The organism is Streptomyces diacarni (assembly GCF_003323715.1).
Lineage (GTDB): Bacteria > Actinomycetota > Actinomycetes > Streptomycetales > Streptomycetaceae > Streptomyces > Streptomyces diacarni.
The window spans coordinates 93,352-112,261 of sequence record NZ_QOIN01000026.1 but is presented as its reverse complement, the minus strand read 5'-3'; the positions used below and the strand labels follow the sequence as shown (position 1 = coordinate 112,261).

Annotated in this window: 15 protein-coding genes; 9 read left to right on the top strand and 6 right to left on the bottom strand. The window is 71.5% G+C overall.

Translation table 11 applies throughout. From position 1 onward, the window contains the following. Positions 1 to 1,578: a class I adenylate-forming enzyme family protein gene (locus DTL70_RS02920; RefSeq protein WP_114020234.1), complete on the bottom strand. Its 1,578-nt coding sequence runs from the start codon at positions 1,576 to 1,578 to the stop codon at positions 1 to 3. Positions 1,579 to 1,905: 327 nt separating this feature from the next. On the opposite strand from DTL70_RS02920, the gene DTL70_RS02915 reads away from it, so the two are divergent. The 4 genes from DTL70_RS02915 to DTL70_RS02900 all read left to right on the top strand — a co-directional run bounded on the left by DTL70_RS02915 (position 1,906) and on the right by DTL70_RS02900 (position 6,545). Beyond that, entirely contained in the window at positions 1,906 to 3,165 is a 1,260-nt protein-coding gene (locus DTL70_RS02915) for an amidohydrolase family protein (protein WP_114020233.1), read from the top strand. After that, positions 3,165 to 4,334, top strand: a complete 1,170-nt coding sequence (locus DTL70_RS02910) for an acyl-CoA dehydrogenase (protein WP_114020232.1) — start codon at positions 3,165 to 3,167, stop codon at positions 4,332 to 4,334. The genes DTL70_RS02915 and DTL70_RS02910 overlap by 1 nt, the downstream gene beginning before the upstream one ends. 6 nt (positions 4,335 to 4,340) lie before the next feature. Beyond that, entirely contained in the window at positions 4,341 to 5,525 is a 1,185-nt protein-coding gene (locus DTL70_RS02905; RefSeq protein ID WP_114020231.1) for an acyl-CoA dehydrogenase family protein, read from the top strand. A gap of 399 nt (positions 5,526 to 5,924) precedes the next feature. Then, on the top strand, positions 5,925 to 6,545 hold the full coding sequence (locus DTL70_RS02900) for an ATP-binding protein (RefSeq protein WP_114020230.1): 621 nt from the start codon (positions 5,925 to 5,927) through the stop codon (positions 6,543 to 6,545). A gap of 331 nt (positions 6,546 to 6,876) precedes the next feature. On the opposite strand, the gene DTL70_RS02895 is transcribed toward DTL70_RS02900, so the two are convergent. After that, complete coding sequence (locus DTL70_RS02895) at positions 6,877 to 7,812, bottom strand: cyclase family protein (protein WP_114020229.1); 936 nt, start codon at positions 7,810 to 7,812, stop codon at positions 6,877 to 6,879. Between the two features lie 110 nt (positions 7,813 to 7,922). On the opposite strand from DTL70_RS02895, the gene DTL70_RS02890 reads away from it, so the two are divergent. The 3 genes from DTL70_RS02890 (at position 7,923) to DTL70_RS02880 (ending at position 12,295) form a co-directional block, all read left to right on the top strand. After that, positions 7,923 to 8,834, top strand: coding sequence for an SDR family oxidoreductase (locus tag DTL70_RS02890; RefSeq protein ID WP_114020228.1), 912 nt, complete (start codon positions 7,923 to 7,925; stop codon positions 8,832 to 8,834). Positions 8,835 to 9,285: 451 nt separating this feature from the next. Further along, positions 9,286 to 10,848: an aldehyde dehydrogenase family protein gene (locus DTL70_RS02885; protein ID WP_425470304.1), complete on the top strand. Its 1,563-nt coding sequence runs from the start codon at positions 9,286 to 9,288 to the stop codon at positions 10,846 to 10,848. Positions 10,849 to 11,104: 256 nt separating this feature from the next. Then, a complete protein-coding gene (locus tag DTL70_RS02880) occupies positions 11,105 to 12,295 on the top strand; it encodes an alcohol dehydrogenase catalytic domain-containing protein (RefSeq protein ID WP_114020226.1) in 1,191 nt (396 codons plus the stop codon). Between the two features lie 191 nt (positions 12,296 to 12,486). Here the strand turns inward: DTL70_RS02880 and DTL70_RS02875 are convergent, their stop codons facing one another. Together DTL70_RS02875 and DTL70_RS02870 are read right to left on the bottom strand one after the other, a co-directional pair. Then, positions 12,487 to 13,572: a GlxA family transcriptional regulator gene (locus DTL70_RS02875; protein ID WP_114020225.1), complete on the bottom strand. Its 1,086-nt coding sequence runs from the start codon at positions 13,570 to 13,572 to the stop codon at positions 12,487 to 12,489. Between the two features lie 54 nt (positions 13,573 to 13,626). Further along, positions 13,627 to 14,655 carry a GlxA family transcriptional regulator gene (locus DTL70_RS02870; RefSeq protein WP_245978942.1) on the bottom strand — a complete coding sequence of 343 codons (1,029 nt, stop codon included), beginning with the start codon at positions 14,653 to 14,655 and terminating at the stop codon, positions 13,627 to 13,629. A gap of 71 nt (positions 14,656 to 14,726) precedes the next feature. On the opposite strand from DTL70_RS02870, the gene DTL70_RS02865 reads away from it, so the two are divergent. Next, complete coding sequence (locus DTL70_RS02865; protein WP_181860756.1) at positions 14,727 to 16,160, top strand: MFS transporter; 1,434 nt, start codon at positions 14,727 to 14,729, stop codon at positions 16,158 to 16,160. A gap of 115 nt (positions 16,161 to 16,275) precedes the next feature. After that, complete coding sequence (locus DTL70_RS02860; protein WP_114020222.1) at positions 16,276 to 17,043, top strand: NAD(P)H-dependent oxidoreductase; 768 nt, start codon at positions 16,276 to 16,278, stop codon at positions 17,041 to 17,043. A 27-nt stretch (positions 17,044 to 17,070) separates the two neighbouring features. On the opposite strand, the gene DTL70_RS02855 is transcribed toward DTL70_RS02860, so the two are convergent. Both DTL70_RS02855 and DTL70_RS02850 read right to left on the bottom strand, forming a co-directional pair. Beyond that, positions 17,071 to 17,769, bottom strand: coding sequence for a flavin reductase family protein (locus tag DTL70_RS02855; protein ID WP_425470308.1), 699 nt, complete (start codon positions 17,767 to 17,769; stop codon positions 17,071 to 17,073). 138 nt (positions 17,770 to 17,907) lie between these two features. Next, positions 17,908 to 18,783 carry an enoyl-CoA hydratase/isomerase family protein gene (locus tag DTL70_RS02850; protein ID WP_114020221.1) on the bottom strand — a complete coding sequence of 292 codons (876 nt, stop codon included), beginning with the start codon at positions 18,781 to 18,783 and terminating at the stop codon, positions 17,908 to 17,910. Positions 18,784 to 18,910: the final 127 nt, after the last annotated feature.

Sequence of the window (18,910 nt, the reverse complement as noted above, 5' to 3'; positions counted from 1 at the left end):
TCAGGCGAACCGTTCCCGTAGCCGGTACTTGAGCACTTTGCGCAGCGCCTCGTTGCGCGGCAGGGCGTCCAGGATTTCGAGCTGTTCGGGCAGCTTGTAGGTGGCCAGTCCGCGCTCGCGCAAACAGGTGGTCAGCTCGGCGAGGGTGAGGGGCGGTGCGCCGGGCGGCTGTTCGACCACGGCGCACACCCGCTCCCCGCGCTCCGCGTCGGGCAGGCCGATCACCGCGGCGTCGGCGACGGCGGGATGCTCGTAGATCAGCTGCTCGACCTCTTTGGCCGAGATGTTCTCTCCCTTGCGGATGATGATGTCCTTGGTGCGCCCGGTGAGGACCAGGTGCCCGCTCTCCAGTACGCGCCCCAGGTCGCCTGTGATCAGGTAGCCGTCGGCGTCGAAGGCCTCGGCGGTCTGGTCCGCGTCCAGATACCCCCGGCAGACGGCCTCGCCGCGCAGCCGCACCTCGCCCTCGCTGCCGGGCGGCAGCGGCGTGCCGTCCGGGGTGGTGATCCGGATGTCCATGGCGGCGGGCGGGCGGCCCTCCGTGGTGGCCAGGTGGGTGGAGGTGTCGTCGGGTGCCCCCATGGTGATCATGGGGGCCTCGGTCATGCCGTAGCCGTGGGTGAGCAGGCACCCCAGCTCGGTCACCACCTCGTGGTACAGCTCGGCCGGCTTGGCGGCCCCGCCCCCCGCGAGCAGCCGCAGGCTCGGGATGAGCTTCTCTCCGGGCTGCTTGCGCTGTTCGGCGAGGAACATGGCGTAGAAGGCCGTCGAGCCGCCCGCCGTGGTCACCCCGTGCCGCCGGTATCCGGCCAGCGCGTCCGGCAGCGCGAACCTCTCGAACAGCACGGCAGGAAACCCGTACAGCAGGAGCATCACCAGGTAGTCGGGGCCGCCGATGTGCGCGTAGGGGAAGGCGATCGAGCCGACGTCGTCGGGGCGCAGCCGCAGCGCGTGCGCCAGGCACGAGCCGCCCGCGATGAGGCTGCGGTCGGTGTGGCGGACACCGCGCGGCTCCGAGGTGGTGCCGGACGTCCAGTAGATCCACCGCACCCGCGTGCCGTCGTCGGGCGGTTTCGGCAGGCGGGCAGGGTCACCGTCGGGCAGGGTGTCGTAGGCGGTCAGGGTGCGCGGTGTCAGGCCGTGCTGCGCGCCGATGCGGTCGGCGAGGGACGCGTAGTCGGTGCCGCGCCAGGTGCCGGGGTGGACGTACCAGGCGGCGCCCGTCGCGCGCAGCGCGAGAGCCACCTCCCGCTCCCCGTACACGGGGATGATCGGTGTCTGGCCCGCGCCGATCCTGGCGAGTGCCAGGGAGAGCACGACCGTCTCGATACGGGTGGGCAACTGCCAGGCGACGGTGTGGCCGGGGCGCACGCCCTCCTCGTACAGCCCGGCAGCGGTGCGCTCGGCGCGGCTACGCAGCAGGCCGAACGTGACGGTGCGGTCGTCGGCCGGGTCGTCGGCGGCCTGGATCAGTACGGGCGCCTCGGGGGTGAGCTGCGCCCGGCGGACGAGAAGCTCCCACAGGGTCCGGGCGGCACCGAGCGCGTGCGCGCCGCTCGCCCCTGGCGCGCCGCTCACAGCGTGCGCGCCGCTCACAGTGTGCGCGGCCCTCGCTTTCGGCACGGTGCCCGGGGTGTGCGCGTCGTTCGCTCCCGGTGCGTCGCCGGGTTCGGACGGGGCTCCTGATTCCGGCGTTGAGGCGCCGGGCGGGCGTGCGGTTCCTGGTTCGCGGGCCGAGGCTCCGGGTTCGCGTGCGACAGCGGACATGTCGCCTCCCCTTTTTACTGACGGGCCGTCAGGTTTCGGGGAAGCGTAGAGGGCGACGCCTTGTCGGTCCAGAGGGGGCGGGGCTAGCCTCTTTCTGACGGGGCATCAGATAGTGCGGTATGGCGAGGGGGTACACCCGTGACGGAACTTCCGCGGATCGTGAGTGTCGATGATCACGTGATCGAGCCGGCGCACCTGTTCGAGACGTGGCTGCCGGGCAAGTACCGGGAGGCCGGGCCCAAGCCTTTGACGGCCGGGATCGGCGAACTGGAGTACGTGGGCGGCAAGTACCGGTTCACCACGGACCCCGAGGGGCAGCTGACGGACTGGTGGGAGTACGAAGGGTTGTTCTTCCCCTACAAGCGGGTGATCGCGGCCGTCGGCTTCGACCGGGACGAGATGACGCTGGAGGGCATCACCCGCGAGCAGATGCGGCGCGGCTGCTGGGACCCGGCCGCGCGGCTGGCGGACATGGACCTCAACCACGTCGAGGCCTCCCTGTGCTTCCCGACCTTCCCCCGCTTCTGCGGCCAGACCTTCGCCGAGGCCCACGACAAGGACGTCGCTCTGGCGTGCGTGCGGGCCTACAACGACTGGATGGTCGAGGAGTGGTGCGGCGACAGCGGCGGCCGGCTCATCCCGCTGTGTCTGATCCCGCTGTGGGACATCGACCTGGCCGTGGCCGAGATCCACCGCAACGCCGCGCGCGGGGTGCGGGCCGTCACCTTCAGCGAGATCCCCACCCACCTCGGGCTGCCCAGCATCCACACCGGCTACTGGGACCCCTTCTTCGCCGCCTGCGAGGAGACCGGCACGGTCGTCAACATGCACATCGGCTCCTCCTCGCAGATGCCCGCCGCATCCCCCGACGCACCCCCGGCCGTGCAGGCGTCCCTGTCCTTCAACAACGCCATGGCCTCGATGATGGACTTCCTCTTCAGCGGCGTCCTGGTCAAGTACCCCCGGCTGAAACTCGCCTACAGCGAGGGCCAGATGGGCTGGATCCCCTACGCGCTGGAACGCGCCGACGACGTGTGGGAGGAACACCGCGCATGGGGCGGCGTCCGGGACCTGATCCCCGAACCCCCCTCGACGTACTACTACCGGCAGATCTACTGCTGCTTCTTCCGCGACAAACACGGCGTCACCGCCCTGGACACCATCGGCCGCGACAACGCCACCTTCGAGACCGACTACCCCCACGTCGACTCCACCTTCCCCCACACGAAACAGGTCGCCCTCGAACACGTCGCCGGACTCGACCAGACCACCATCCACAAACTCATGCGCGGCAACGCCATCCGCATGCTCGGCCTCGACCTCGACGACAACCACAACGGGAACCACAGCACCCACGACGGCGGCAGCGGCAGCGTCCGCGGCAGTGACCGCGTCTGATGGACCTGACCCGCACGCCCGAGGAGGAGGATTTCCGGGCCCGCCTGCGCACCTGGCTGGCCCGGGAACTGCCCACACTGCCGCCCCGCCCCGACCCGCTGGACTGGCCCGCACGACGCGCCTACGACATGGACTGGCAACACCGGCTCCACCGCGCCGGATACGCGGGCCTGCACTGGCCCAGGGACGCGGGCGGCCAGGGCGCGACCCCCACCCAGCACCTGATCTTCCTGGAGGAGACGGAGGCGGCCGGAGCCCCCTACGTCGGGGCGGGATTCGTCGGGCTGCTGCACGCGGGGCCGACCATCGCCGCAGAGGGCACCCCAGAACAACGCGCCCGCTGGCTCCCCCCGATCCTGCGTGGCGACCAGGTGTGGTGCCAGGGCTTCTCGGAACCGGACGCGGGCTCCGACCTGGCCTCGCTGCGGACCCGCGCCGTGCGCGACGGCGACCACTACGTCGTCACCGGCTCCAAGATATGGACCTCGCACGCCGAGGTCGCCGACTGGTGCGAACTGCTCGTCCGCACCGACCCCGACGCACCACGCCACCGGGGTCTCACCTGGCTCGCCCTGCCCATGGACGCGCCCGGCGTCACCGTCAGGCCGCTGCGGACGCTGGCAGGCTCGACGGAGTTCGCCGAGGTCTTCCTCGACGAGGTGCGGGTGCCCGTCACCCACCGGGTGGGTGACGAGAACGACGGCTGGCGCGTCACCATGGTGACCCTCTCCTTCGAACGGGGCACCGCCTTCGTCGGCGAGGTCGTCGCCTGCCGCCGTACGCTGCGGCTGCTCGCGCAGCACGCCAGGAAGACGGGCCGCTGGGACGACGCCGTACTCCGCCGCAGGCTCGGCCGGCTCAACGCCGAGTTCACCGCTCTGTGGCGGCTCATCCAGTGGAACGTCAGCGAGGCCGCACACGGACTGCGCAACGGCGGCACGGGCGTCCCCGCAGAGAACGGCTCCCTCTTCAAACTGCGCTACTCCCACGCCCGCCAGGAGCTGTACGAGGTGGCGGCCGCGGCCCTGGGCCCCGACGCGCTGGACCTGACACAGGAGTGGACCCGCGAGCGGCTCTCCTCCCTCTCGTACACCATCGCCGCCGGCACCTCCCAGATCCAGCACACCATCCTGGCCGAGCGCGTCCTCGGCCTGCCGAAGGGACGGTGACGCCCCATGGACTTCCGGCTGACCGACGACCAGGAGGCGCTGCGACGCGGCATGCGGCAACTCCTCGACCGGCGCTTCGGGCCGACGGCGCTGCACCAGGCGGCCGACCCTCTCGCGCACCACGCCCCAAGCGAGGACCTGGCGCGGCTGTGGAGGCAGTTGGGCGAGGCCGGACTGTTCTCGCTGCGGGCGGACGAGAGCGCGGGCGGCGTCGGCCTCGGACTGCCCGAAGCGGTGCTGGTCTTCGAGGAAGCGGGCCGCGCCCTGCTGCCGGGCCCCCTGGTCGCCACTCATCTGGCGGGCGGCTGGGGGCTGGTACCCGGAGCGGCGGAGGGGCGTGCGGTGGTGACGGCGATGGACGCGGGGCCGCCGTCGTCGGGCCTCACGTCGCCCCCTGCGGGAGCCGTCCCGGACAACACGCTGGTGGAACACCTGGAGGCGGCGGACGCCGTGCTCGTCGTGGGTGACGGCGAGGTGCGGCTCTTGGAGACCACGGGCAGCGACCTGGACGAGACGGTGAAGGACAGCGAGCAAGCCGACAACCTCCCCGCCGCCGCACCCGTGCGGTCCGTCGATCCGCTCTCCCCACTGCACCGGGTGACCGATCGGCCGTCCCCCGGCAGCCGGACGGCTGCCGAAAACCGGCAGGGAGGGCTGCGAAATGGGCTTCAGGGGCGGCGAAGAGGGGTGGAGGGAATGCGAAAAGGGCTGGAGGAAGGGGCCGCGAGAGAGGTGGGGGAAGGGCTGGGCGAGCGGCTGCCCACGGTGGACGCCGACGTGCTGCGCCGTGAGGCCGGTGTGCTCACCGCGGCGCAGCAACTGGGCAGCGCCCACCGCACGCTGGAACTGGCCGTCGGATACGCCCGGGAACGCGAACAGTTCGGGCGGCCGATCGGCACTTTCCAGGCGGTGCAACACCTGTGCGCGGGGATGCTGGTGCGGGCGGAGACGGCGCGCAGCGCGGTGTACGCGGCCGCCGCCACCCGCGAGGACGAAGAGATGTGCGCCGCGAAGCTCCTCGCCGACGAGGCCGCCACCTCCAACGCCCGCGACTGCCTCCAGGTGTTCGGCGGCATGGGCTTCACCTGGGAGGCCGAGGTGCATCTGCATCTCAAGCGGGCCTGGTTGCGTGCCGAGCAGTGGGTGACGTCGGTGGCTGCTGAGGAGAAACTGGCCACGGCTCTGCTGTGACCGCTTGCCACGGGTTTCCCGTTGTTGCCCTTTACCTCCCGCCTACCGACCCCTCCCGCGGCTATGTGAGGGACAACCTGAACAATGGCGGTCACTCAGGGTCATGAGGGTGTCGCGCGGGAGACGCGTGAGGCGGCGGCGGTGGCGGAACCCGTGTCCGTACGGAATCCGACAGCGCAAACCTGCCGCCGCGCGGGGCAACACCGAAGCGACAAGGTGCCGCAGGGCGTCGCACAGGCCGTCGCACAGTATGCCGTGCCGATACTCCTTTGCGCCGGAATATGCCTGAAGCGCTTGTTGCCCTCACTATGAGCAACCATGCTGGTCTCGCTGGAGTCACAATCCGTGACTACAGGGAGATGCGAGGCGATGTGTCCGCCAGTTCGGATGGTGTGAGCGGTGCAGGTGCTTCTGGAGCAGTTGGAGATCGGATCCGATCCGACGGAGGTGGGGCGCGCCCGTAGGTGGGCCAGGGCCCGGCTCGCAGGAGCCGGGGTGGCTGCCGACGAACCGCTGGCCGAGACGCTGATTCTGCTGATCTCGGAACTCGTCACCAACGCGGTGGTGCACACCGGATGTCCGGCCGTGCTGTGCATGCTGCTGCCCCGAAGGTGCGGGGGCGAGGGGCCATGCGAGACGGTGGAATCCGTACGCGTCGAGGTCGCCGACACGAGCAGCCGCGCTCCGCACCACCGCCAGGCCGAGGGCGGGGACACCGGCGGCCGCGGCCTGGAGCTCGTCTCCGGCCTCGCCGACCGCTGGGGCTGGGAACACGAGCCGGGCGGCAAGCGCGTCTGGTGCGAACTGGACGCCGCGCCGCCGGAGCCGGGATGCGTCCTCGCGCCGCCGGTGTACGGCGAGATGCGAGGCGCGCGAGCGGTCGGGGAGTCGCGGGCGCACCCGGAGGCGGCACGCCTGGAAGGCGGTGCCCGCTCGCGGACGGAGACGCGTTCTGATGCCACGATGCCGATGCGCACCCGGGTCAACGTCGTGGAAGCCGGGGCTGGCGCGTTCGGCTGAACGTGCGCCGGGAGGATTGGGGCAAAAACCCCAAAGTCCAGACCAGGTGTTGACGACTCGTGCCGGTTTGATCACCCTTGGGTGGAGCGATGCGTCGTGAGGGGACGCCGAGGAATCCTGGATTCCTCGGCGAGTACGGGTCGCTGTCCGGCGCCAACCTTCGTGCCAGGCCTGTCCGAGGGCCGTGCGAGGCAGGGCCCCCGAGCGCCGGAGTCGGGTGGCGGTACGCCGTGCCGTGCTCGGGGCGCGCATCAGCGCACCGCCACCCGAACCGTTCCACCGCCCACCGGTATCCGGAGCCCCGCCGGCCCCGCTCCTCCCTGCTGCCCCTTCACAGCACCGCCACCGGTGCCACCGGAGCCCCCGTTCCGCCCGTGAACGGTTCGGGCGGCGCCGAGAGCAGGAAGCTGTAGCAGGCCTCGTCCGCGCAGACTTCGGACAACTCCTCCAGATTCCAGTTCTGGCCCTGGAGCATGCCCATCTCGACGAGGTGGAGGGCATGGACCGGCAGCCACAGGTTCTCGATCTGCGGGGGAACGATCTCGAAGGTGAGGGTGTCGTTGGCGACAGCGGCCACATCGCGGGCGTGGAACCACTCCGGCGCCCGGATCGACAGCCCCGGGGACGGATGGGCGTAGGCGTGCTTGTCACCGGCCAGAAAGTGGCGCAACTGCCCGGTGCGGACGAGGACGATGTCCCCGGCCTGCACCCGTGTGCCCGCGAACTCCTCGGCCGCCTCCAGGTCCTCGGGCCCCACCGCGTGGTCCCCCGCCAGCTGCTGCTCACCGCGGGCGCGCGCCACGTCGAGCAGGACGCCGCGTGAGACCAGGGGCCGCGTCTTCTCGATGCCGCTGAACGTGGCTCCCCCGTGTGCGGTGATCGAGCCGGCGGGCCGGTCGTTGTAGATCCGTCCGCCGTGCGAGACATGGCCGAGACCGTCCCAGTGGGTGGCGGCCTGGAGGCCCATGGTCACCACGTCGTCGCTGGTGGCCACGGTGCCGGGCCCGAACATCTCCAGGTTGAGGGCCACCATCGTGTGCAGCGGATTCACCCGGCCGGGGATCATCCCGGTCTGCACGCCGTTCTGCTGGAGTGGCAGCGCGAGCGGGACGCGGCGACCGCTGCGCACGCCGGCCGCCGCCCGCCGCACCACCTCGTCGGTCACCAGGTTGAGCGTTCCCACCTCGTCGTCGGCACCCCATCGGCCCCAGTTGTTGACCCGCCTGGCGATCTCGGCGAACTCGGGGCACTCCGCGGGCACGGTCATCTCTCCTCCAGAGCGGGACGTCGGAAGCGGGCGGTACGGGGCTCTTGTGTTCGGGCGGTGCCTGCCCAAGAATCTAACGGGTCGTCAGATAACTCGGGAGGGGGACGGACGTGGGCAATTTCCTGACGGGAAAGGTCGTCGCCGTCACGGGCGCCGGGCGCGGTATCGGCCGTGCGGTGGCGCTGGCGTGTGCGAGCGAGGGCGCCAGAGTCGTCGTCAACGACTACGGAGTCGGCGTCGACGGTGGCGAGCCGCACAGCGAGATAGCTGAAGCCGTCGTCAAGGAGATCACCACGGCGGGCGGTGAAGCGGTGGCGGTCGCCGACGACATCTCCACCATGGACGGCGGCCGGCGCGTCGTCGACACCGCCCTGGCCCGGTACGGGCGGTTCGACGGGGCCGTCTGCGTGGCCGGCATCCTGCGCGAACGCATGCTCTTCAACATGCGCGAGGAGGAGTGGGACCCCGTGGTCGCCACCCACCTCAAGGGCACCTTCACCGTCTTCCGCGCCGCGAGCGCCGTGATGCGCCAACAGCGCGGCGGCACCCTCATCGGCTTCACCAGCGGCAACCACCAAGGCTCCGTCTCCCAGGCCAACTACGCGGCGGCCAAGGGAGGCGTCATCTCCCTGGTGCGCAGCGCGGCCCTCGGCCTGCACAAGTACGGAGTCACGGCCAACGCCGTCGCCCCCGTGGCACGCACCCGGATGTCCGCGGGGGTGCCCACGGAGCTGACGGAGATCGGTGAACCGGAAGATGTCGCACCGCTCGTCGTCTACCTCCTCAGCGACTCGGCCAAGGCCCAGGAGATCACCGGACAGGTCTACACCGTCGCCGGCCCCAAGGTCGCCGTCTGGGCGCAGCCTCGCGAACTCCGGGCCGCCTACGCCGACGGGGCGTGGACACCCGAGCAGCTTGCCGAGGCCCTCCCGGGCAGTGTCGGGCAGGATCCGATGCCCATGCTGGAGCGGCTCAGGGAGATGGCCGACGCCGCCGCACGCAAGGACCGCCCCAACGCCTGAGTGGGTGCGACGGGGTAGTGGCCGCACCCGGCTCCGCGCGCGGAGGGTGCCGGTTCCGTGCTGGCGCAGCCGTTGGCGGCGGTGGCGGATGCGGCCTTCGGAGTGGAGCGGTGCGAGTGGCGCGGTGCGATTCGCCGTATCCGGTGCGGCGCCGTTTGCGGTCTCCGGAGTGGAGCGGGACGGCGCGCTGTTTCCGGAGTGGAGCGGTATGCGGTCTCCCGCGCGAGCGGCGTGCACGGTGCCAGGCGCGGAGCAACGCGCAGGGCGTCCGTCGCCGAGCGGCGGGCACGACGCCGAGCGGCGGGCACGGTGTCCGGCGTCGAGTGACGCGCGTGGCTCCGCGGTGGTGGCGACGTACGCGCTCCCCCCGTCGGCTCGGTGCGGCTCGATGAGGCCGACGGGAACATCCTCGTCCCAGCACGGTGCTGGGCCCGCCCAGAGAGGCAAGCACGTGACGACGAAAGCGAGCACACCGAAGAGCGGAACCAGCGCGACACCGGGCACCGGGAAGGCCACCGGCGCACCCGCCCCCGGCCGGGCGGGTGCGCCGCGGGCCTACCGGCACTGGATCGCCGGCGCCTGGCAGCAGCCCGCGCGCGGCCACTACCAGATCACCGACCCGGCCACCGAACAACCGGTCGGCTACGCCCCGGAAGGGGGCGCCGACGAGGTGGGCACCGCCGTCCGCGCGGCCCGCGCCGCCCAGGAGGAGTGGGCCGACACCGACCCCCGTGAACGCGCTCGGGTACTGGAGAGGATCGGTGCTCTCCTCACCGAACGCGGCCCCGGGCTCGTACCGCTCCTCCAGGCCGAGACCGGCGCCACCCTCAAGGTGGCCCGCGGAATGCAACTGCCCACCGCCGCCGACCGCTTCCGCCGCTACGCCCGCGGTGCGTCGGAGCCCGACACCGTGCCGCTCGCCCCGCAGCCCGTACCGGCCAGTGCCCTCGCCCCCGGCGGACTGATCGGGGCGGCCGCCGTGCGCCGCCCGATGGGTGTGGTCGGATGCATCACCTCCTACAACTTTCCTGTCGTCAACCTCGCGGGCAAGGTCGCGCCCGCTCTTGCGATGGGCAACGCCGTCGTCTGCAAGCCCGCGCCGCAGGATCCGCTGGCCTGCCTGGAGCTGGGCCCACTGCTTCAGGAGGCCGGGCTGCCCGACGGGCTCTACAACGTCGTCACCGGCTCGGGGGCGACGCCGGGCGAGGCCTTGGTCGCGCACCCGGACGTCGACATGATCAGCTTTACCGGCTCCACCTCCGTAGGTAAGAAGATCGCGGAGCAGGCGGGACGAGGCATGAAGCGCACCCTCATGGAACTGGGCGGGAAGGGTGCGGCGTTGGTGCTGGACGACGCGGATGGCCGGACCCGCGAGGCGGCACTGGGCTCGGTCGCCTCGACCTGGACCTTTCACAGCGGCCAGATCTGCACGGCACCGACGCGTGCGCTCGTACACCGCTCGCTCTACGACGAGTTCGTGACTGCGCTTTCACGCTACGCCTCCGCACTGACACTCGGCGATCCCACGAATGAGCGAATCATGGTCGGACCGCTGATCTCCGCGGCCCAGCGCGACCGGGTCGAGGCGCACATCGCCGCCGCCCGTGACCAGGGCGCGACGGTGCTGGTCGGGGGCGAGCGGCCCGCCGAGCCCGGTACCGGTTTCTACGTCGCGCCCACCCTGATCACCGACGTCACGATCGAGATGACCGTCGCCCGCGAAGAGCTGTTCGGGCCGGTGGTCGTCGTCCTCCCGTTCGAAGACGATGACGAGGCCGTCCGCCTGGCCAACAGCACCTCGTACGGGCTGTACGACTACGTCTTCAGCGGCGACACCGGCCGCGCGTGGCGGCTCGCCGGCCGGCTGCGCAGCGGAAACGTCGGCATCAACACCGTTCAGCGCCATCCGGAAACGCCGTTCGGCGGGTTCAAGGACTCCGGAGTCGGCCGGGACGGCGGGGTGTTCGGCCTCCACGCCTACAGCGAACTCCAGTCGGTCGTCTGGGCGTCGTGAAGCGTGCCGCTCGGTGCGGGGGTGCGGCGGTGCGGCGGTGGGCCGGTGCGGCGGTGCGAGGTGTGGCGGCGCAGCGGTGTAGCCGTGCGGCGGTGTTGCGGCGCGAGGTGTGGCGGGGGTGTGGCGGTGCGGTTCGGCCGCCCGGCCGGTGTCGGGTGACTGCGCCTCCGGGCGTGCGGGGGCCTGAGACACCCGGTCGGGCCGAGGAACAGGAACGCAGTGCGAAGAACAGACCGAGCGAAGTGAGGGCCATGACATGAGAGGCGTGATTGTCGACGACGCGGCCGCCCCGGCGGTGGCCGCCGCCCACCCACAGGCGGTCGCTCGGGAGCGGGGCGCCGGCCAGGCGCAGGTGGTGGACGACCTCGACGTACGCGCCCCGGGGCCCGGCGAGGTACTCGTCGGCATCCGGGCCGCGGGGCTGTGCCACAGCGACCTTTCCGTCATCGACGGAACGATTCCGTTCCCGCGCCCGGTCGTCCTCGGGCACGAGGGCGCGGGTGTGGTCGAGGCGGTGGGGGAAGGGGTGCGCCATGTGGCCCCGGGGGATCATGTGGCGCTGTCCACGATCGCCAACTGCGGCGCGTGCCCCGAGTGCGCGCGGGGCAGGCCGACCATGTGCCGCAGCGCCATCGGCAGGCCGGAGAAGCCCTTCCTCCGGGGCGGCAGGCCACTGCACAACTTCGCGGCCACGTCCGCTTTCGCCGAGCACACGGTCGTCAAGGCCGTGCAGGCCACGCCGATCCCCCGAGACATCCCGCTGACCTCCGCCGCGCTGATCGGCTGCGGCGTCCTCACCGGTGTCGGTGCCGTGCTCAACCGGGCGAAGGTCGGCCCGGGCGAGTCCGTGGTGGTGCTCGGCGTCGGCGGCATCGGGCTCAACGTGCTCCAGGGGGCGCGGATCGCGGGGGCGGCCCCGATCGTCGCCGTGGACGCCAATCCGGCCAAGGAGGACGTGGCCCGCCGGTTCGGAGCCACGCACTTCGTGACCGCGTCACCGGCGGCGGCAGCCGCGGCCGACGCATGCGGCGGAGCCGATGCGTCCGTTACGACGGCGTCCGGGGCCGCCGGCACGGAAGCCGCCGTCAGGAAGATCCTGCCCGACGGCGCGGCGCACACTTTCGAGTGTGTCGGCAGCACGGCGCTCGTGCGGCAGGCCATCGATCTCCTGGACCGGCACGGGCAGGCCGTGCTGTTGGGCATGCCGGCGGCTGACGCGGAGGCCGCCTTCCTGCCGGCGGCGATGTTCCTGGACAAATCCGTGCTCGGCTGCCGTTACGGTTCCTCCCGTCCGCCCCGCGACATCGCCCTTTACGCGGACCTCTACCGCCAGGGGCGGCTACTGCTCGACGAGCTGGTCACCGAGGTCTACCCGATCGAGGATTTCGACCGGGCAGCGCACGATGCACACCGGGGTCGGGTGGCGCGGGCAGTGCTGACCTTCTGAGCGAGCGCTCGTCCGGCGAGACCGCCCGAGGGGGTGCGCCGCGCCGTCACCTTCACGGCTAACGGCTAACGGCTAACGGCTAACGGCTAACGGCAACAGCAACGGCCGGCGGCAGCGGCTATTGGGACGGGTACGAGAACGGGGCGGAGAGGGCAAGGAACAGGGGCGACGGCGCCGGCAGCAGCCGCGGCTCAGGAGCGGGCTTCGGCCATGGTGGCCGTCCCGGCTGCGCGAGCCGCTTCGGCCAGGGGGCCGGCGACGTCCGGGGAACACCCGTCCGCCGTTCCCGCGCGAAAGGTGCGGCGGTAGGCGCGAGGGGAGACGCCGAGGGAGGCGTGGAAGTGCTGGCGAAGGGAGGCCGCGGTACCGAAGCCCGCGTCGGTGGCGATGCGTTCGACGGGCAGGTCCGTCTCCTCCAGCAGGTGACGGGCGTGTGCGATGCGCTGTTGCGTCAGCCAGCGGAGCGGCGTGATGCCGACTTCTTCGCGGAAGCGGCGGGTGAAGGTGCGGACGCTCATGGCTTCCTGGTCGGCGAGTTGTTTGAGGGTGAGGGGGTGGTGGAGGTGGTCGAGGGCCCAGGTGCGGGCGGTTCCGGTGGAGGAGAGTCGGGGTTCGGGTACGGAGCGGCGGATGAACTGTGCTTGCCCGCCGTCGCGGTGGGGTGGCACGACGGTGCGGCGGGCGACCTCGTTCGCCACCGCCGAGCCGTGGTCCCCGCGCACCATGTGCAGGCACAGGTCGATACCCGCCGCCTCCCCTGCGGAGGTCAGGACGGAGCCCTCGTCCACATAGAGGACGTCGGGGTCGAGGCGTACGCGTGGATACAGAGCGCGGAAGCCGTCCGTGGACATCCAGTGCGTCGTGGCCCGCTTCTCGTTCAGCAGCCCGGCGGCGGCCAGGACGAAGGCACCCGTGCAGATGGAGGCGATCCGGGCGTCGGGACGTATGTGTGAGAGCGCGTTGCGGAGCGGTTGCGGCAGCGTGCCTTCCGTCTCCGTCGCGTCGGGCTCGTGGGTGGCCGGGACGACCACCGTGTCGGCCTCCGCCAGCGCCTGCGGCCCGTGCGTGACGTGGATGGGGAAATCGGCGTCCGTACGGACCGCTCCCGGCGTCAGCGCACAGGTGACCACTTCGTAGAGCGGGTCACCCTTCGGTCCGGCCGCACGGCCGAACACCTGGTGGACGAGGCCCAGCTCCATGGGCACCACACCGTGCCGGACCAGGACGGCGACCCGGTGGCGGCCCGGGTGGAGGAACACGCGCGCGTGGTCGGACATGGTGATCGTCTCCTTCTCCCTCGGCAGCAGTCGTCGGCAGTTCCCGCACGCGTGTCACCCCTCGCACGGCGCGACAGGGCTCGCGGCGACGTGTCCGCCACTCCCCGTCCGGAACGTTCTGCGGTACGCGGTGGGAGAGACGCCGAGGGATGCCTGGAAGTGCATCCGCAGTGTCGAAGCGGAGCCGAATCCGGTCCGGGCGGCGACCTGGTCGACGGACAGGTCGCTCTCTTCCAGCAGATGACGCACCCGCTCCACGCGCTGTTGGGTCAGCCACTGCTGCGGGCTGATGCCGACTTCTTCGCGGAAGCGGCGGGTGAAGGTGCGGACGCTCATGGCTTCCTGGTCGGCGAGTTGTTTGAGGGTGAGGGGGTGGTGGAGGTGGTCGAGGGCCCAGGTGCGGGCGGTTCCGGTGGAGGAGAGTCGGGGTTCGGGTACGGGGCGGCGGATGAACTGTGCTTGTCCGCCGTCGCGGTGGGGTGGCACGACGGTGCGGCGGGCGACCTCGTTCGCCACCGCCGAGCCGTGGTCCCCGCGGATCATGTGGAGGCACAGATCGACCCCGGAGGCGATACCCGCCGAGGTCAGGACGGAGCCCTCGTCCACGTAGAGGACGTCCGAGTCGAGCTTGACGGAGGGAAAGAGGCGCTGGAAGCGCTCACCGGCGCTCCAGTGGGTCGTCGCCCGCTTGCCGTCCAGCAGCCCGGCGGACGCAAGGACGAAGGCGCCCGTGCAGATGGAGGCGATCCGGGTGCCGGGACGGATGCGTGCGAAGGCCTCGGCGAGCTGCGGACTCATGGCGCCGCGGTCGTAGGGCTCGTCCCGCTCGTGCGCCGCGGGGACGATGAGGGTGTCCGCTTCCGCGAGCGCCTCGGGACCGTGTTCCACGTTGATCGTGAAGTCGCCTTCCGTGCGGATCGCACCGGGAGCGGCGGCACAGGTGACGACCTCGTACAGCGGCTCCCCCGAGGGGGACCAAGCACGCCCCATCAGACAGTGCGGGATGCCCAACTCGATCGGCAGCAGTCCGTGCCGCACGAGAACGGCGACTCTGTGGAGACCGGTACGGGTGAAAACGGCCATGGCCCGATCCTCGCACATGGTGGCTCTCGGGCCACTCGTTCCGCGCCAGTGGGCTCAGCAGGCTGAGCAGTGTGACCGAGACCCTTTCCTCACGGCCGCCCGAGCGGGACGACCGCGGCAGCGGCACGACGCACAGCCGACAGTCCCCGGACGCGGCCCCACCGCCACCGCGCGTGCACCGTGCCTGGTGGGTCGCGCTGGTGTGCTTCGTCGCACTGGTGGGTGCCGCCGGCTTCCGGGCGACACCCAGCGTGTTCATCGATCCTCTGCACCAGGAGTTCGGGTGGTCCCACGGGACCATCTCGTTCGCCGTCGGACTCAACGTCCTGCTGTACGGACTCACCGCACCGTTCGCGTCGGCCCTGATGGAGCGCTACGGCATCCGCCAGGTCGTCACCGCCGCGCTGCTGCTGATATCGGCGGGCAGCGGGCTCACCGTCTTCATGCGTTCCGAGTGGCAGCTGATCGTGTGCTGGGGGCTGCTGGTGGGCGTCGGCTCAGGATCCATGGCACTGGCCTTCGCCGCCACGGTGGCCAACCGGTGGTTCGTCGCCCGCACGGGGCTGGTCAGCGGCATCCTGACCGCCGGCAGCGCGACAGGACAGCTCGTTTTCCTGCCCTTGGTGGCGCTCCTGGTGGAGGGTTCGGGGTGGCGCACCGCCTCACTGGTGGTGTGCGGGTCCGCGCTCGCCGTCGTGCCACTGGTGGTGTGGCTGCTGCGGGACCGACCCGAGGACGTCGGGCTGCGCCCCTACGGCGCGGGTCCCGACTACGTGACCCCCGAGGCCGGGGCGACCGGGGCGCTGCGGCGCACCCTCTCGGCACTGTGGCAGGCGGCCCGTACCAGAGTCTTCTGGCTGTTGGCGGGATCGTTCGCGATCTGCGGCGCGTCGTCCAACGGCCTGATGAGCACCCACTTCGTGCCGGCGGCGCACGACCACGGGATGGCCGTTCCGGTCGCGGCGTCCCTGCTGGCTGTGATCGGTGTGCTCGATCTGGTCGGCACGATCTGTTCCGGCTGGCTGACCGACCGCTTCGACGCCCGCAGACTGCTGGCCGTCTACTACGGACTGCGCGGGCTGTCGCTGCTGCTGTTGCCGATGCTCTTCGCCGGCAGTGTGCAGCCGCCGATGCTGTTCTTCATCATCTTCTACGGGCTCGACTGGGTCGCCACCGTGCCGCCCACCATGGCGCTGTGCCGCGAGCACTTCGGCGCCGACGGTGCCATCGTCTTCGGCTGGGTGCTTGCGGCGCACCAGGCGGGAGCCTCGGTGGTCGCCTTCGTGGCGGGACTCGTAAGGGATGCCACCGGGACGTACGACCTCGCCTGGACGGGAACGGGCGTCCTGTGTGCGCTGGCCGCCCTCATGGTGCTCGTCGTACGGCGAGGGCCGGGGAGGACGGGTGCGCCGTTGGCCACGAACGGCGGAGCGGCGCGGTCCGGCGGCGGTCGGAGGGGCGTTGAGGGGACCGTCCGAACATCCGGAGGGAGCGGGAAAAGGTGAGCCGAGGAGGTGGTTCGCCGGAGGAACGGGAGAGTGGGCCGGTTGGCCGGAACCTTGCACTTGTCGTCCATACGGTCACTCGTTTCGGGTTGGGGCAGCCCGCACGATCAGTCGTATGAAGACGCTCTGGATTTTCGCCCACCCCGAGGCACGCTCCCTCAACGCCACTCTGCGGGACACCGGGGTGGCTGCCCTCCGCGAACGCGGCCACGAGGTGCGCCAGTCCGACCTGTACGCGATGGGATGGAAGCCGGTCGTCGACCGGGCGGACTTCCCCACCAGGGACGCACAGGACCGGCTGCTGGTCGGGGAGGCCCAGGAGCACGCGCACCACAGAGGCCTGCTCAGTCCGGATGTCCGCACAGAGCAGGAGAAGATCACCTGGGCCGACACACTGGTCTTCCACTTCCCCCTGTGGTGGCTGGGGCCGCCGGCCATCCTCAAGGGATGGTTCGACCGCGTGCTGGTGCAGGGATTCGCCTTCGGGGTGAAGGACCCACACGGTCGTACCCGGCGCTACGGCGACGGAGGGCTGGCGGGGAAGCGCGCCATGGTCGTCACCTCGGTCGGTGCGCGTTCCTCCAGTTTCGGCCCGCGCGGCATCCACGGCTTCGTGGACGACATCCTCTTCCCTCTGCACCACGGCACGTTCTGGTACACGGGCATGGCCCCGCTGTCGCCGTTCGTCCTCTACGGAGCCGACCGGGCGAGTGGGGCAGACGCCAAGGAGTGGCAGGACCAACTGCGCGCGCGGATGGAGGCACTGGAGACGCTCGCCCCCCTGGCCTACCGGCATGAAGCCGGAGGGGACTACGACGCGGACCTGGCGCTGCGCGCGCACCTGGCGCCCGGCCGCACGGGACTGGACATGCACGCGGCGTGACGAACGGAGGAGCGAGCGCGTGCCTGCTCACTCGGCCGGGGTGAACGTCCCCAGCCTCCCCTGGTGAAAGACCAGCGGCGCCTCATCACCGCGCCCTTCGTCCAGCGCGCGCACCCTGCCGACGACGATCAGGTGGTCACCGCCGGTGTGGACGGCGTGGATCTCGCAGTCGATCCACGCCGTCACGCCCTCCAGCAGGGGCGATCCGGTCACCGGTGCGGGGGAGTAGGAGACCCCGGCGAACTTGTCGGCGCCGCTCACCGAGAACGCCCTGCACAGCTCCCCCTGCGCGGCGGACAGGACGTTCACGCAGAAGACCCCGGCGCGGGCGATGCCGGGCCAGCTCTTGGACGTACGGGCCACCATGAACGAGACCAGCGGCGGCTCCAGCGACAGGGAGGCGAAGGACTGGCAGGCGAACCCCGCAGGCCCTGGCACGCCGTCCCCGGCCTCCGACGCCCCCTTCTGCGAGGGCGTCGGCGCGGGCGCCGTCACGACGGTGACCCCCGAGGCGAAACCGCCCAGGACGCGGCGGAAGACGGCCGGGTCGACGGGTGCGCGCTCGTCCGCCCGCACGGCTCGCAGGTCGGGCGGGGGAAGCGTGTCGGCACGCTTCTCCTCTCGCTCCTGGTGAGGCAGCGCCCGCCCCGTGGCCCGTCCGGACGGTGGTGAGCCGGCCGTCCGCAGATAGCGCACAGCGGCGGCTGCCATTCCCGCGTGTCCCATCATGGCTTCATCGTCCCTGTGGCGTCGTCGGATGTGCGTCGTCGGATCTGGTGCCGTCGGGTGTGGGGTCATCGGTGGTGGTGCTGTCGGAGCGGTCGGCCCGTTGTGGGTGTCCCGCCCAGCGTAACCACCGCTGTCCTACCTCCCGTCGAAAACGGGCGACCGCCGTTCGGCGAAGGACGCCACGCCCTCGCGTGCGTCCCGTGTGGTCATGTTGATCTCCTGGGCCCACGCCTCAGCACCGAGGGCGGCGGAGCGGTCGGTGTCCATGGAGGCGTTGACCAGCCGCTTGGTGAGCGCGAGCGCGCGGGTCGGTCCGGACGCCAGGCGTGCGGCCCAGGCGCGCGCCGTCTCCGTCAGCTCCCCGCCCGGCACGACGCGGTTGACCAGACCGAGCCGTGCGGCCTCTGCGGCGGTCAGTGCGTCCCCGAAGAACATCAGTTCCTTGGCCCGCTGCGGCCCGATCAACCGCGGTAGCAGGTAGGCGCCGCCCCCGTCCGGCACAAGACCGCGCCGTACGAAGGCCTCCACGAACGTGGCCTCCTCGGCGGCCAGGACGAGGTCGCAGGCGAGTGCGAGATGGCAGCCGAGACCGGCGGCAACGCCGTTGACGGCGGCGAGCACCGGCTTCTCGCAGTCGAGCACGGCCGTGATCAGCCGCTGCGCTCCCCGCTCCAGAGTGCGCGCCACGTCGCCCGCCACCCGCTCCGCCCCGCTGCCCGGGGCGCCTCTCAGGTCCGCGCCCGCGCAGAAGCCGCGTCCTCGACCGGTGAGCACGACGGCCCTCACCTCCGCGTCCGCGGAGGCGTCGGCGAGCAGGCCGATGAGGCGTTCTCGCTGGTCAACGGTGAGGGCCCCCAGGGTTTGCGGTCGATCGAGAGTCAGCCACGCCACGCCGTTGTCAGTGGTCCGCGCTACAACTTTCTTCAGGGACTCGTCCGCGGCCTCCCGCGAGGCCGCGGGCTCGGCCCGCTCGGGCTGGTCGGAGGACGACGGATCACGGGGGGAGGACATCGACGTGCGGCTCCTTTCACGGCGGACGGTGCGGCGCTGTCCACGGATGACGCGGCGCTGTCCACGGGGGGCTTGGTGCCGCGCACGGGTGGTGCGGCGCTGTGCACCGACGGCGTGGCGCAGCGCG